Origin of the sequence: Izhakiella capsodis (assembly GCF_900115045.1) — a bacterium.
Lineage (GTDB): Bacteria > Pseudomonadota > Gammaproteobacteria > Enterobacterales > Enterobacteriaceae > Izhakiella > Izhakiella capsodis.
Genome location: NZ_FOVC01000009.1, coordinates 49068 through 63059, shown reverse-complemented (window position 1 = coordinate 63059; position 13992 = coordinate 49068). Strand labels below are relative to the sequence as shown.

The 13992-nt window shown below is 52.0% G+C and carries 12 protein-coding genes and 4 tRNA genes; 12 read left to right on the top strand and 4 right to left on the bottom strand.

Features of this window, described 5'->3' with window-relative positions; all coding sequences use genetic code 11:
• Positions 1-10 precede the first annotated feature (10 nt).
• The 12 genes from wecB to BM191_RS12585 all read left to right on the top strand — a co-directional run bounded on the left by wecB (position 11) and on the right by BM191_RS12585 (position 9314).
• Positions 11-1141: a non-hydrolyzing UDP-N-acetylglucosamine 2-epimerase gene (wecB, locus tag BM191_RS12640; RefSeq protein ID WP_092878723.1), complete on the top strand. Its 1131-nt coding sequence runs from the start codon at positions 11-13 to the stop codon at positions 1139-1141.
• Positions 1138-2400, top strand: a complete 1263-nt coding sequence (gene wecC / locus BM191_RS12635) for a UDP-N-acetyl-D-mannosamine dehydrogenase (protein ID WP_092878721.1) — start codon at positions 1138-1140, stop codon at positions 2398-2400. The genes wecB and wecC overlap by 4 nt, the downstream gene beginning before the upstream one ends.
• A gap of 18 nt (positions 2401-2418) precedes the next feature.
• On the top strand, positions 2419-3105 hold the full coding sequence (rffC, locus tag BM191_RS12630; RefSeq protein WP_092878719.1) for a dTDP-4-amino-4,6-dideoxy-D-galactose acyltransferase: 687 nt from the start codon (positions 2419-2421) through the stop codon (positions 3103-3105).
• A gap of 4 nt (positions 3106-3109) precedes the next feature.
• Complete coding sequence (rffA, locus tag BM191_RS12625) at positions 3110-4240, top strand: dTDP-4-amino-4,6-dideoxygalactose transaminase (protein ID WP_092878717.1); 1131 nt, start codon at positions 3110-3112, stop codon at positions 4238-4240.
• Entirely contained in the window at positions 4240-5490 is a 1251-nt protein-coding gene (gene wzxE / locus BM191_RS12620; protein WP_092878715.1) for a lipid III flippase WzxE, read from the top strand. The genes rffA and wzxE overlap by 1 nt, the downstream gene beginning before the upstream one ends.
• Positions 5487-6557 carry a TDP-N-acetylfucosamine:lipid II N-acetylfucosaminyltransferase gene (locus tag BM191_RS12615; protein ID WP_092878713.1) on the top strand — a complete coding sequence of 357 codons (1071 nt, stop codon included), beginning with the start codon at positions 5487-5489 and terminating at the stop codon, positions 6555-6557. The genes wzxE and BM191_RS12615 overlap by 4 nt, the downstream gene beginning before the upstream one ends.
• A complete protein-coding gene (gene wzyE / locus BM191_RS12610) occupies positions 6554-7897 on the top strand; it encodes an ECA oligosaccharide polymerase (protein ID WP_092878711.1) in 1344 nt (447 codons plus the stop codon). Before BM191_RS12615 ends, wzyE begins: the two co-directional genes overlap by 4 nt.
• A gap of 30 nt (positions 7898-7927) precedes the next feature.
• The gene (wecG, locus tag BM191_RS12605; RefSeq protein WP_092878709.1) at positions 7928-8671 is read left to right on the top strand and encodes a lipopolysaccharide N-acetylmannosaminouronosyltransferase; all 744 of its coding nucleotides are present in this window, start codon (positions 7928-7930) and stop codon (positions 8669-8671) included.
• 175 nt (positions 8672-8846) lie between these two features.
• Positions 8847-8923 (top strand) — tRNA-Arg (locus tag BM191_RS12600).
• Positions 8924-9035: 112 nt separating this feature from the next.
• Positions 9036-9111, top strand: a tRNA-His gene (locus BM191_RS12595).
• 13 nt (positions 9112-9124) lie between these two features.
• Positions 9125-9211: transfer RNA gene (locus BM191_RS12590), tRNA-Leu, on the top strand.
• 26 nt (positions 9212-9237) lie between these two features.
• Positions 9238-9314, top strand: a tRNA-Pro gene (locus BM191_RS12585).
• A 598-nt stretch (positions 9315-9912) separates the two neighbouring features.
• Here the strand turns inward: BM191_RS12585 and hemY are convergent.
• From hemY to hemC, 4 genes are read right to left on the bottom strand one after another with little or no spacing between them, the layout of a single operon-like run.
• Positions 9913-11103, bottom strand: coding sequence for a protoheme IX biogenesis protein HemY (gene hemY, locus BM191_RS12580; RefSeq protein ID WP_092878836.1), 1191 nt, complete (start codon positions 11101-11103; stop codon positions 9913-9915).
• A 2-nt stretch (positions 11104-11105) separates the two neighbouring features.
• Entirely contained in the window at positions 11106-12266 is a 1161-nt protein-coding gene (hemX, locus tag BM191_RS12575) for a uroporphyrinogen-III C-methyltransferase (RefSeq protein WP_092878707.1), read from the bottom strand.
• A gap of 23 nt (positions 12267-12289) precedes the next feature.
• The gene (gene hemD, locus BM191_RS12570; protein ID WP_092878704.1) at positions 12290-13030 is read right to left on the bottom strand and encodes a uroporphyrinogen-III synthase; all 741 of its coding nucleotides are present in this window, start codon (positions 13028-13030) and stop codon (positions 12290-12292) included.
• The gene (gene hemC, locus BM191_RS12565; protein ID WP_092878702.1) at positions 13027-13968 is read right to left on the bottom strand and encodes a hydroxymethylbilane synthase; all 942 of its coding nucleotides are present in this window, start codon (positions 13966-13968) and stop codon (positions 13027-13029) included. The genes hemD and hemC overlap by 4 nt, the downstream gene beginning before the upstream one ends.
• Between the last annotated feature and the right edge of the window lie 24 nt (positions 13969-13992).

Genomic DNA, 13992 nt, shown 5'->3' with positions numbered 1-13992 from the left:
AGGACATGTTGTGAAAGTACTAACAGTGTTCGGTACTCGCCCAGAAGCGATAAAAATGGCGCCGTTAGTGCATCAGCTGGCGAAGGATGCTGATATCGAGTCACGTCTGTGTGTATCTGCACAGCACCGTGAGATGCTGGATCAGGTACTCAGCTTATTTTCTCTGATACCGGATTATGATCTGAATGTCATGCGTCCCGGACAAGACTTAACGGATATAACCCGTCGTATCCTTGATGGTATGAGAGATGTGCTTACGGACTTTCAGCCGGATATTGTTCTGGTTCATGGTGATACCACAACTACTTTCGCGGCGAGTCTTGCCGCATTTTATCATCAGATACCGGTTGGGCATGTCGAAGCCGGGTTACGTACGGGAAATAGGCTTTCACCCTGGCCCGAAGAGGGAAACCGCCTACTAACCGGACGTTTGGCTTCATGGCACTTTGCCCCCACGGAGAATGCCCGGCAAAATTTGCTGCGGGAAAACGTTTCTCCGTCACACATTGCGGTCACCGGTAATACAGTCATCGATGCCCTGTTCTGGGTGCGTGATGGTATTTTGCGCAATTCACAGCATAGCCAAACGATAGCCAGCCGCTATCCCTTCCTTAAAGCCGACCGTAAAATGGTGTTGGTAACTGGTCATCGCCGGGAGAGCTTTGGTAGAGGGTTTGAGCGAATTTGCCATGCTATGAAGGATCTCGCCCGCTTGCACTCTGATTGCCAGATTGTTTATCCGGTTCACCTGAATCCCAATGTCAGTGAGCCAGTAAACCGTATTTTACGCGGTATTAATAACATCACCCTCATTGAACCACAGGAATATCTGCCTTTTGTCTGGTTGATGGACCGCGCCAGACTTATTCTGACTGACTCTGGTGGCGTCCAGGAAGAAGCGCCTTCATTAGGAAAACCAGTTTTGGTCATGCGGGAAAATACCGAGCGGCCCGAGGCCGTGGAGGCCGGCACTGTCCGTCTGGTCGGTACTGACAGCGCTAAGATCGTGGCTGAAGCGTCGCGGCTGTTAAGTGATGAAGAGGCCTGGCAGACTATGAGCCGGGCGCACAATCCATATGGTGATGGCAGGGCTTGCCCACGTATCGTTCAATTTTTGAAAGGAAGTCGGGTCCATGTATGAATTTTAATACCCTGTCTGTTATTGGATTGGGCTATATAGGATTGCCCACCGCTGCTGTTTATGCCGCTCGGGGTATATCTGTGGTTGGCGTTGATATCAACCCGCACACTATTGAAACTATTAACCGCGGTGCAGTCCATATTGTAGAGCCGGATCTCGAAAATATCGTACAGCATGCGGTGTCTGCCGGAAAACTTAGGGCTGTCGGACAGCCGGTTGCCGCTGATGCATTTATGATTGCTGTACCTACCCCATTTCGTGACGGGTACCAGCCTGATCTCAGTGCGGTAAAGGCGGCGGCAAACGCTATTGCTCCTGTATTAAAGGCCGGTGATCTGGTGGTGCTGGAGTCGACCTCACCGGTCGGTACGACTGAGCAGATGGCCGACTGGCTGGCACAGGCCCGCCCTGACCTGCGCTTTCCACAGCAGGCGGGTGAAGCGGCTGATGTGATGATTGCTTACTGCCCTGAACGCGTGCTTCCGGGTAAGGTGATGGTAGAACTTATCAAAAACGATCGGGTAATCGGCGGGATGACGCCGTCCTGCTCGCGGCGTGCCTGCGAACTTTATAATCTGATCATTGAAGGCGAATGCGTCGTCACTAATGCACGCACGGCGGAGATGTGCAAACTTACGGAAAATAGCTTTCGCGATGTGAATATCGCTTTTGCCAACGAGCTGTCACTGATTTGCGCCGAGCAGCAAATCAACGTATGGGAGCTCATCAAACTGGCAAACCGCCATCCGCGCGTCAATATCTTACAGCCAGGGCCGGGTGTGGGGGGCCATTGTATAGCTATTGATCCCTGGTTTATCGTTGCCCAAAACCCTCAGCAGGCGCGTTTGATTCGCACCGCTCGTGAGGTGAATAACAGTAAGCCTGCCTGGGTCATTGAACAGGTTAAAAAAATGTTGGCAGATTGCCTGACTGAAACCAATCAGCGGCCCAGTGAGGTAACCATCGCCTGCTTTGGCCTGGCCTTTAAACCCGATATTGACGATTTGCGCGAAAGCCCGGCGATGACTATAGCCGAGCAAATTGCTTGCTGGCATCAGGGCGCCATGATGGTGGTTGAACCCAATATTGCCACTCTGCCGTCAGGGTTAAAGGAGCGTGCTGAGCTGGTTACCGTCCAGCAGGCGATAGATAACGCCGATATTCTGGTTATGCTGGTCGACCATGCTGAGTTCTGTGGGCTGGACGTCGGGACACTCGCCAGTCGACGTCTGATCGACACCAAGGGCATCTGGCGTTAAGCCGGCATGGGAAATGCAATGCACGTTACCGCTCGTATTGAACCGCTAAACTGGGAAAGCGAATTTTTTGGCCTTCACTGCGGTCGTTTGTTGTTGGAGGGAGATATTGCACTGGCCGCGCTGCCGATGGACGATTACCAACTGATACAGGCGAAGGTCTCTGCCGAGCGCAGTGCAGAGCTGGATGCACTGGGTGATGTCGGTTTTCGACTGGTTGAGGGGGAAATGGATTTTGCCTTTTCCTCTGATTGTGCCATCCGGCCTGACGGCATAAAAATTGCGCGTAGTGAAAATATCCCTGCGCTGAGCGCCGTTGCAGGACAGCTGTTTGTACAGAGCCGTTTTCGCCAGCCCTGGTTTAAACCAGAAGATAGCGGAAGGTTTTATGCGCGCTGGATTGAGAATGCCGTTAGAGGCATCTATGACCATCAATGCCTGCTGGCGCTGAACGAGACGGGTGAAATTGCCGGATTTGTTTCACTGCGTCGGCTGGATGACGGTAGCGCCCGGGTAGGATTACTGGCCGCGCTTACGCCGGGGCAGGGAACAGGTAAACGACTGGTTAGCGCGGCACTTGACTGGGCCAGGGCGCAGCGACTGACGACGCTACGTGTGGCAACACAAATCAGCAATTTGGCGGCGATGCGGCTTTATACGCGCTGTGGTGGCGTACCGGAAAGCGCCGCCTGGTGGCTATACAGGTAACATTATGATTCCATTTAACGCCCCTGCGGTTGTGGGCAATGAAAGCGAATATATGCAGTCGGCGATGTCGAGCGGCAAACTCTGCGGTGATGGCGATTTTACTCGTCGCTGCCAGCAATGGCTGGAGCATCGTTTTGGCTGCCCTAAGGTTCTGCTGACGCCTTCCTGTACCGCATCGCTGGAAATGGCTGCTATTCTGCTGGATTTAAAGTCGGGTGATGAGGTTATCATGCCCAGCTTTACCTTCGTATCGACGGCAAATGCTTTTGTCCTACGCGGCGCAACTGTCGTCTTTGTCGATGTGCGCCAGGATACGCTAAATCTTGATGAAAATAAAATTGAAGCGGCAATCACCAGCAGAACCAAAGCTATTGTGGCCGTGCATTACGCCGGTGTGAGCTGTGATATGGATGCCATCATGGCGCTGGCTGACAAATACGGCCTGAAAGTGGTTGAAGATGCGGCGCAGGCGGTGATGTCCACCTGGAAGGGGAAGCCACTCGGCTCTATCGGACATATCGGCTGCTTTAGCTTTCATGAAACCAAGAATTACACGGCGGGGGGAGAAGGTGGCGCAACGTTGATTAACGATCGCTTGCTCATTGAGCGCGCCGAAATTATCCGCGAGAAAGGCACAAACCGCAGCCAGTTTTTTCGCGGCCAGGTGGATAAATATACCTGGCGCGACCTGGGATCAAGCTATCTGATGTCAGACCTGCAGGCGGCCTATCTTTGGGCGCAACTGGAAATCGCCGATCGGATCAATCAGCAGCGGCTGCGTCTCTGGCTGCGCTACTATCATGCGTTAACGCCACTAGTTGAGCGCGGTCGCCTGGTATTGCCGGTTCAACCAGAAGGATGTCAACATAATGCACATATGTTTGCTATCCGCCTGCGAGACGCCGAGGAGCGTAGCGCGCTGATTGATTGGCTGAAAGACGCAGAAATTCTGGCGGTCTTTCACTATATCCCACTGCACACCTCTCCTGCCGGACAGCGGTTTGGCCGCTTTCATGGTGAAGATGAAGTGACTACGCGTGAAAGCGAGCGTTTGCTGCGCTTACCGCTTTTTTATAATTTGTCAGACAATAATCAGCAGACGGTGATCAACTCGCTGTTGAGCTTTTTTTACTGATGTCTCTCGCTCGCGCCTCAATGTGGACAGCGTGTTCCACCCTGGTGAAGATTCTCGCCGGTCTGGTGGTGATTAAACTGCTGGCAGTAGAGTATGGACCGCAGGGGGTTGGCCTTGCAGGAAATTTTCGCCAGCTCATCACTGTGCTCGGCGTGCTGGCCGGTGCCGGCATTTTTAACGGTGTTACCGCTCTCATAGCCGAACGCCAGCAGCAGCCGGAGACATTATGTGCGGTTACGGGCGGCGCATCGGCGATGGTATTGAGTTTTTCGTTACTGCTGGCGGGGCTATTTTTATTGTTTGCCACCCCGATTAGCCTGGCGCTGTTTGGCAGGCAGGATTATGCCGGAGTGATCCGTATTGTCGCGCTGTTGCAAGTGGGGATCGCCTGGGCAAATTTGATGCTATCGATTCTTAAGGGCTATCGTGACGCTCGAGCCAATGCGCTGACACTGATCATCGGCAGCGTGGCTGGCGTGCTTGCCTGGCTAAGTTGTCATTGGTTGGGTGGCTACCGGGGTGCGCTAGTAGGTTTGGCTATGGTGCCAGCGCTGGTGGCGCTGCCAGCCAGCTGGTTGGTATTCCGCCGTGGCTATTTTCCCTGGCGCTATTTACGCCCGCGTTGGCAGCCTGATGTGGTCATTACCCTTGGTAAATATACGCTGATGGCGGTTATAACGGCGGCGACGCTGCCGGTTGCCTGGATTGTGATGCGTAACCAGCTGGCCACCCAAGCTGGCTGGGGACAGGTGGGCCTCTGGCTGGGAGTGACCAGCATTTCCGATGCCTGGCTGCAATTTATTACCGCCTCGTTCAGTGTCTGGCTGTTGCCGACGTTGGCCCGCTTACAGGATAAGGCGGCAATCAGTCGGGAAATCGGCCGAACGCTATTGTTCGTGCTGCCGCTTGTAACCGGCGTGGCTTGTCTGGTGTGGCTGCTGCGGGATGTTGCAATCTGGCTGCTGTTTACTCCTCAGTTTTTGCCCATGCGCGATTTATTTATCTGGCAGCTACCTGGTGACGTGCTGAAAGTGGGGGCTTATGTGTTTGGTTATCTGGTCATCGCTAAAGCCGCCTTGCGCCTTTATATTTTGACGGAGGTAAGCCAGTTCGCGTTGCTACTGGGTTTCTCACACTGGCTTATCCCGCTGCACGGTACGCGCGGCGCGGCGCAAGCCTATATGGCCACCTATATCGTTTATTTTGCGCTTTGTGTTGGCGCCTTTTTGATTTATCGCTTTCGTAAATGATGCTGATTCATATACTTGGGGCTGATATTCCCCATCATAATCAAACCGTTCTGCGTTTTTTTAACGAGACGCTGGCGCCGACAACGGTGCGTCGTCGTCAGTTCTGGGTAGTAAACTGCCCGCAGGACGTGCAAAAAAAGCTGCCTGCACTGGATATTCGCTCGTTTGCAACTCAAGTGCAGCTGGCGAAAGCAGTGAGCGCTCATGCTCGCAGCAACCGGCAGGATCGCTTTCTATTCCACGGCCAATTCAATTTGCGGATCTGGCTGGCAATGCTGAGTGGCGCGCTACAATCCCACCAGGTGCTCTGGCATATCTGGGGCGCAGACCTTTATCAGGATCGTTCCGGAATTACATTCCGTCTGTTTTATGCGTTGCGCCGGTTGGCTCAACGCCGGGTCGGGCAGGTGTTCGCTACGCTGGGTGATTTGAACGTTTTTCACGCGCGTTGCCCACAGATACCCGGTACACCGATCTATTTTCCTACCAGGATGCCGCAGGTGCCGACGGCGCTCAAACCACGGCAAACGGCATCCCTGACGCTTCTGTTGGGCAATTCAGGAGATGCCAGTAATCGTCATATTGCTGGATTACAGGCGATACGGCGTAGCCTTGGCGATTCGGTTCAGGTTGTGGTGCCAATGGGTTATCCACCGGGAAACGAGGCGTATATTACGCAAGTTGAGGCCGTTGGTCGTAGCCTGTTTCCTGCGCATAATCCGACTATCCTGCGGGAAACGTTAGAGTTCGATAGCTATCTTTCGCTGATAACGCAGAGTGATTTGGGCTATTTTATTTTCGAACGTCAACAGGGCATTGGTACCCTCTGCCTGCTGATTCAGGCAAATGTTCCGCTGGTTATCAGCCGTCATAATCCCTTCAGTCAGGATCTGGCAGCGGCAAATATACCGCTGCTGTTTGCGGAGGATGCCCTGAGCCCACAGCAGATCGCTGATGCGCGACAACAGCTGTTATTAATGGATAAATCGTTAATTAGCTTTTTTGAGCCGGGCTATGTTGCTGGCTGGAAAGCGCTGCTACAACAACTTGAGGAGCAAGGCGAATGACGCTACCACAGTTTAGTGGCTTATTAGTGATCTATTTACTGTCACTTGGATTTATACTCACGCTCACTTGGCGGGACTTTCGGCGGGTCCGTTTTAGCTTTCATATTTTCTTTTCACTGCTATTTTTACTGACCTTTTATCTCGGTTTTCCGCTTTCAAGTATGTTGGTATTTGGTTTCAATGTTGAAATCGTACCGTCGGCTTACTTGCTGGAAGCGTTACTATCCGCCACCGGCTTTTATGCTATTTATTATGTTTGCTACAAAACTCGTCTTCGTCCGCTGCGGAATGGCCTGCGGCGATCGGCGTTTTCCATTAATCGGGTTGAATATCAGCTTACGATCGGTCTGCTGATGTTGATTGCTCTAGGGTCAGTGGCCGTCTTTTTCATCCACAACGGTTTTTTGCTCTTCCGACTGCAATCCTATAGCCAGATATTTTCCGCCGAAGTTTCCGACGTGGCGCTGAAACGATTTTTCTACTTTTTTATTCCTGCGATGTTATTGGTGTATTTCAACCGTGAAACGCGCAGACAATGGATTCTGTTTTTATTGGTTACGGTGACTTTCGGCTTGCTGACTTATGTCATTGTTGGCGGTACCCGAGCTAATACCATCATTGCTTTTGCAATATTTCTGTTTATTGGCCTCACCAGAGGATGGGTCACGCTGTGGATGCTGGCAGTTGCCGGTGTGGCTGGTATTGTGGCGATGTTCTTTATGGCGCTGGGTCGATATAATCTGGACGTAAGCGGCAGCGAAGCTTTTTATACTTTTCTGTATCTGACGCGCGACACTTTTTCTCCGTGGGAGAATCTCGCGCTTTTATTTAGCCACTATCACGATATAACCTTCCAGGGACTGGCACCAATCGCACGTGATTGCTATGTTTTTATTCCTGGCTGGTTATGGCCTGGGCGTCCATCTGAGATATTAAATACGGCCAATTACTTTACCTGGGAAGTGCTTGATAACCATTCAGGACTGGCGATTTCACCTACGCTGATTGGTTCATTTTTGGTAATGGGCGGCGTCTGGATTTTACCTTTTGGTGCCGTGGTTGTCGGCTTAATAATTAAATGGTTTGACTGGCTTTATCAGTCCGGGTGTAACGAGACTCAACGCTATAAAGCCGCCGTACTGAAAAGTTTTTGCTTTGGGGCGGTATTTAATCTGATTGTTCTGGCGCGCGAAGGTCTGGACGCTTTTACTTCGCGCGTGGTGTTTTTTATTTTAATTTTTGTCTTCTGCATTGTGGTTGCTAAATTACTATACTGGCTGTTAGAGAACGCAGGTCTTATTCGTTCCGACCCTACCAAAGCTATTCTCAATCACGATTAGAGTGCATATATACGGCGTTGATTAAATTATATGAGTAGTCAGGAAGAAGAACCTCCAATTTATACCTTACGCGGCATCAGGCTGGCCGGATTTGCCAACCGAGAAACCTTTATCGACCATCTCACGGCTCGCGGCGGCTGGCTTCCGGGAATGATTGTTGCCATAAATGCAGAAAAAATGCTAACGGCTGAGTGGGACCCTCAAATCAAAGCGTTAATCAACGCGGCTCGCTACCGTTATGCCGATGGCATTAGTATCGTGCGCGCTGTTCATCGCAAATTTCCGCCGGTTCGTCTCGAACGTATTGCCGGTGCGGATTTATGGGAAGGTATAATGCAGGAGGCAGGCCGGACTGACAGCGCGGTATTTCTGGTTGGTGGCACGCCAGAAATATTACAATTAACGGCTGATAAACTGCGTCAGCGCTGGCAGGTAAATATTGTTGGTATGCAGGACGGCTATTTTAACGCCGACGAGCAGGAAAAGATTGTTACCCGCATTGCCGCCAGCGGTGCAGAGATTGTTAGCGTAGCCATGGGATCGCCAAAGCAGGAGATCTTTATGCGCGACTGCCTGCAAGTTTATCCCAGGGCGCTCTATATGGGAGTTGGAGGCACTTATGATGTATTTACCGGGCGTGTGAAGCGTGCGCCAGAAGTCTGGCAAAGATTAGGACTTGAGTGGTTGTATCGTGTTATTCGTCAGCCAGCACGCATTCGACGACTGATAAAAATGCTGACCTTTCTTCGCTGGTATTTGCGAGGCGATCTGTAACAGCCGTTGAGGCGCTATCTGATTGCTCAAAGGCTATTTTCTGGCATAAAGCAGCGCAAATAAGCGCGTGTAGCGCTGAGAGTGCACAAAGCGTAATCAAACACATTTTTTTATGAAAAAACCACTGGACAGCATGGGAGCAAATCCGTAGTATGCCCATCCGCAACGGCGCTACGCGCCCGTAGCTCAGCTGGATAGAGCGCTGCCCTCCGGAGGCAGAGGTCTCAGGTTCGAATCCTGTCGGGCGCGCCATTAAGTTGTGCGCAAGAGCTGCGGTGGTAACATTTACCGCGTTAACAAACAAATCATTGTTTCTCGTGCAGAAGCTGTCCGGTAGCGGTAGGTGATTTGTAGTAAGGCGATGGTGGCTATAGCTCAGTTGGTAGAGCCCTGGATTGTGATTCCAGTTGTCGTGGGTTCGAGTCCCATTAGCCACCCCAATTTTGATGGAATGCGAAGGTGGCGGAATTGGTAGACGCGCTAGCTTCAGGTGTTAGTGTCCTTACGGACGTGGGGGTTCAAGTCCCCCCCCTCGCACCAATCAAAATAACAAGATAGCAGTATTTCGGCGAGTAGCGCAGCTTGGTAGCGCAACTGGTTTGGGACCAGTGGGTCGGAGGTTCGAATCCTCTCTCGCCGACCATTTTTAGGAACCTGCTTTTTAAGCAGGTTTTTTCTTTATTAGCCTGGTACGATCTCTTCCTGATCCTCTCGACCCGGACCTCGGGTATCTTCTGTTCACGCTCTCCCAGTAGTCGTCCTGTTGGCAAAATATCCCTTCAGCTGTCTCTGTTTCGGGATAAATCTGTTGTCAATGGGTGACATTTAACGTGTTGATCTAATACTTTTTTAATCGAGTCCTGTTCATGTGTCTATACCTGGCGACAGGCTTAATGCGGGAACATTAACGGCACTGAAAATTCAGATCGGCACAGTCATGAAATCAGCAGAAAACAGCTGCTTAAGAGATTTATCTGGTTTGTTATTTGGCATATCACATGCAGGAAAAAATCGTAGATGCTCACTCCTCTCTTATGCTCGCTAAGGCTTCATCATTCCAGAATGGCGCAGAGCCATTTTCGGTACATGCTATCCACCCGTCAGCCATAACAGGCAGATGATCGGATATTACGTTGAGTCTTGTACCATCGGTTATCTTACTAGCCCGATCTTACGCCTGTCTTGCGACAGGCGTTTTTTTGGTGTGTACAAGAAAGGCAGCGGATCGCTGCCTGTAGGGGTCAGGGATTATTCTTTAACGTGAGCAGCAACCCGTCTCGCCGCATTTGGGCGGCCTCATCCGGCTTATGGAGCCTGTCGAAGGCGTCAGCCAGCCAGGCATAATCATAAGCATCCGGGCGTTGTTTAAGCGCCTCATTAAACGCCTCACTTGCCTGCTGCCAGTCACCCTGTTGCATCAGTAACTGACCGAGAGTACTCCAAAGCAGCGGTGTTGCGCCGTACTGTTTAATCTGCTGTCGCAGTGCTTTTTCCAGTTTCTTCGGGTTGCCATCTTTCAACTGAGGTATCAGCAGGATCAGCCGTTCATCATAGTGGCGCTTCAGACCATCAAGTACCATTTCCTGGGCAGCATGATGATCGTTACAGGCAATGAGATGTTCGGCCACTGCTACCTGCAACGTCATATCCTGGCGAGTTCTACGACGCTGATTGTGCCACCATTGCTTAAGGCCTTCACTGCCGTTGTCTGCCATTGACTGATTCATAAGCCCCAGCCATGCTTGCTTTTGTAACGCCTCAAGCTGGCTGTCATCGACGAGTTGATATTTTCCCAGTGCCGGTAAAATATCCAGCAGGGAAGACCAGGCTCCGGTGCGGACGTAGGCTTGCTCTGCAAGGCGTAATACTTCCGGATGGCGTGGTGCGACCTCAAGTAGTTTATCAATGCCGTTGCGCGCTGCATGGTCTTCGTTACGCGCCAGCTGAATACGTATACGCGTTATTTCTACCGGTAGCCGATCGCTTCCAGCCAACTCCGCAGCACGCTCCAGGTGCTGATTGGCGCGAATTTCGTCACCGCGCTGCTGTGCCGCCTCTGCCGCCAGTAAGTAGTTTACTACCGGTTGTTCCGCATGGTCGGCATGGCTGGACATCAGCTTCTCAACCTGCCTGTAGTCACCCTCGGCAAGCTTCATTAGCGCGACCTGAGTCTGTTTTCTGGCCAGGCTGCGCTTACGACTTTTAAACCAGCCGCGGGTGCGAGTACCGGTTTTAAACAGACGTCGCAACAGCCACTCCAGAGCCAGAATAAACACAAGCGCAATCAGTAAGATAATTACCAGTCCCGTCACGCTGGTTTCAATATCCCAGTTATCGGTCTGGATCAGCACGTAGCCCTGATGGCCTGCCAGCAGCGGGCCAAGAACTATGCCCGCCAGCAGCAGTAGGAAAAGCAATAATACTCTGAGCATCATTATTCTCCCTGCTGTGGCTGTGGCTGTGGCTGTGCCGCTTGAGGTTGTACAGGCACACCGGGTTGGGCTAGCAGATTACGCACTCGCGTTTCCATCAGCTTATCCAGCAGCGGCTGACTCAGAAGCGTTCCGGGCACATCCACCGAGATATTTTGCTGACTTAGTTCATCAATCTGTGCCAGGAATGCCTTTACAGCCGGATTTTTGACGTCGTACCAGGCGCGTACCCAGCTTGAAACGGTATCGAGACATTGCTTATATATTTCATCCTGGTGGCGTGGCACGGCTTGAGCGGCGATCAGCAAGCGTGAACGAATGTTTTCGCGCAGATAGATGTCCTGATCCGGCGCAAGAAGCGGCTGTGCTGTCGTGTCCCGACGGCGGATGGTAATAAAATCATCCATGAAGTTATGCCAGCTTTTTAACAGATTCTGACGCCATTGGTGAATGGATGAGGAAATCTCGTTACTGTCTGCATCCATTGGCTCATCATTATCGTTATTATCGGCTAGCGGAAGATTATCGATGTTATTTGAAAGCTGGTTCAGCTTGAGAATGATGCCGTCGAAATCCACCTGGTTGACGGAGGCCAGGTTGCTGATATCCTGGGTTATTGCGCGACGTACATCTATTACGCTGGGATCATTCATATCAGCCAGCGTCTCATCGGCGCTCTTCAGCAACGCCGCCGCGGTGTTGATATCCTGATCGCTCCAAAGCTTACGCCCGGCTAGTTTTACCAGATAATCGGCCTGAGAAATCATCCAGGTCCGGGCATCACTGCCGGTAATACTGGCGACTTTCTGGCGCACCTGATCCAGGTCTTTTACGTTGTTAATCTGTTGCTGACGGACGTCTTTTAGCGCTGCGTCAGTGCTTGCCAGCTGATGAATTAGCGTTTGTTTTTCGTTTTGCGTTTGCTGCTCCAGGCTATTGAGTTTATCGCGTAACGCCTGGTTTTCTGCCGCCTGCTGCTGCACTAACTGATGCTGATAAAAGTAGAGACTGCCGCTTAGCGCCAGTGCGATGGCAATAGCAATTGCACCGACGACAATGCCTTTACCGCTTTTTTCTTTATTCGTTTTACCCATTGCTGATGGGTCCTCTCCTGTGGAGGCAGTATCATCAACGATGGCGGAGCTTTCTTTTTGTTCCGTCATTGTGGCTTATCCCATTGTAAAGTTTATTGTAACGCCCGCAACAACGCGTCGTTATCGGCTCCATCGGCTACTGTAATACAGGCCCAGCCAGACTCCCTGGCGAGGGTAGCCAAACGCGCACTAGCGACTACCAGCCGGCAGTGCAGAAGCCATTCATTGCGATCCACATCGGGAAACAGCTGATAAAGCTGTTGTAGCATTTCACCGCTGGTCACTACCAAGGTCGTTATCTGCCGATCCCGCCAGCGCTTGCCTTCAATTGCGCCATCGTAAACCTTTCCACGACGTTGATAGCATTCAACGATGTGTACCGTAGCCCCACGTTCGACGAGCGTTGTTGCCAACAACTCGCGGCCACCATTACCACGTAGAATCAATGCCTGCTTGCCTGCAACGCTGTTAAGTATGGGCAGCTGAATTAAAATCTCACTGGTTGAACGTTCTTTGGGCCAGCCTACCGGGCGAGCGCTAGCGGTGTGAAGCGCCAGCGCAGTTTTGCGCCCTATAGCATAATAGCCTACTGATGGCGGCCAGCGTACGTTTGTTTCGTTTAAAACCGGTTGAGCATAGCTGATGGCGTGCTGAGACAGTGCAAATATCAGATCGCCAGCCTGTAGACCGGAGACCAAGCCGGGCAGGCGGGGAAGGTCATCGCCTGGGCCAAATTCAATCAGCGGCAGTGCCCAGGCCTCTTTGCCCATTGAGCGCAGGCGGGTAACCAGCTCGTCACCGTCGGGTGATGGTCGGGTCACCAGAATAGTCACAGGGGCCGACTCTGTTGATAAACCTCAGCAAGGATTGCGCGAGCGCCGCGCTCCAGCAGCTCATCAGCCAGCAAGATGCCCATCTGCTCTGCCTGATCACGCGGGCCGCGACGCTCACCGTAAACTATTTCACGGCCATCGGGGGAGCCGACTAAGGCTCGCAGCCACAGTTCATCCCCTTGTAACAGGGCATAGCTGCCAATTGGCACCTGGCAACCACCGTCCAGCCGGATATTCATTGCCCGCTCGGCGCGCACCCGAACTTCCGTCTCATCGTGGTTCAATGCGCTGAGCAACTGGCGGGTTTTATTGTCATCCAGTCGGCACTCAATACCTACGGCTCCCTGACCAACGGCGGGTAGCGATATTTCCGCTGGGATGATCTGACGAATGCGTGAGGTGAGTTCGAGCCGTTTTAAACCGGCTACTGCCAGAATGATGGCATCATATGCGCCAGCATCAAGCTTGCTCAGGCGTGTGCCGACGTTGCCACGCAATGAACGTATAATCAGGTCCGGACGCCGGGCACTGATCTGACACTGGCGGCGCAGGCTGGAGGTGCCGACTATTGCTCCCTGTGGTAGAGCATCAATATTCTCATAGTGTGTAGAAACAAAGGCATCGTGCGGATCCTCTCGCTCACAGATGGCTACCAGCCCAAGTCCTTCGGGAAATGCGATGGGAACGTCTTTCATTGAGTGAACGGCAATATCGGCGCGATCTTCTTGCAGCGCCAGTTCAAGTTCTTTAACGAACAGTCCTTTACCGCCAACCTTGGACAAAGGCGAATCCAAGAGTACGTCGCCTCGCGTCACCATGGGCACCAGCTCCACCTGTAAGCCAAAATGACAGGCCATTAGTCGTTGCTGAACATAACGTGCCTGCCAAAGCGCGAGTGGGCTTTGTCTTGTAGCAATTCTTATAATTTTGTTTAACATACCTGTAACCGATTTGATCGTTCA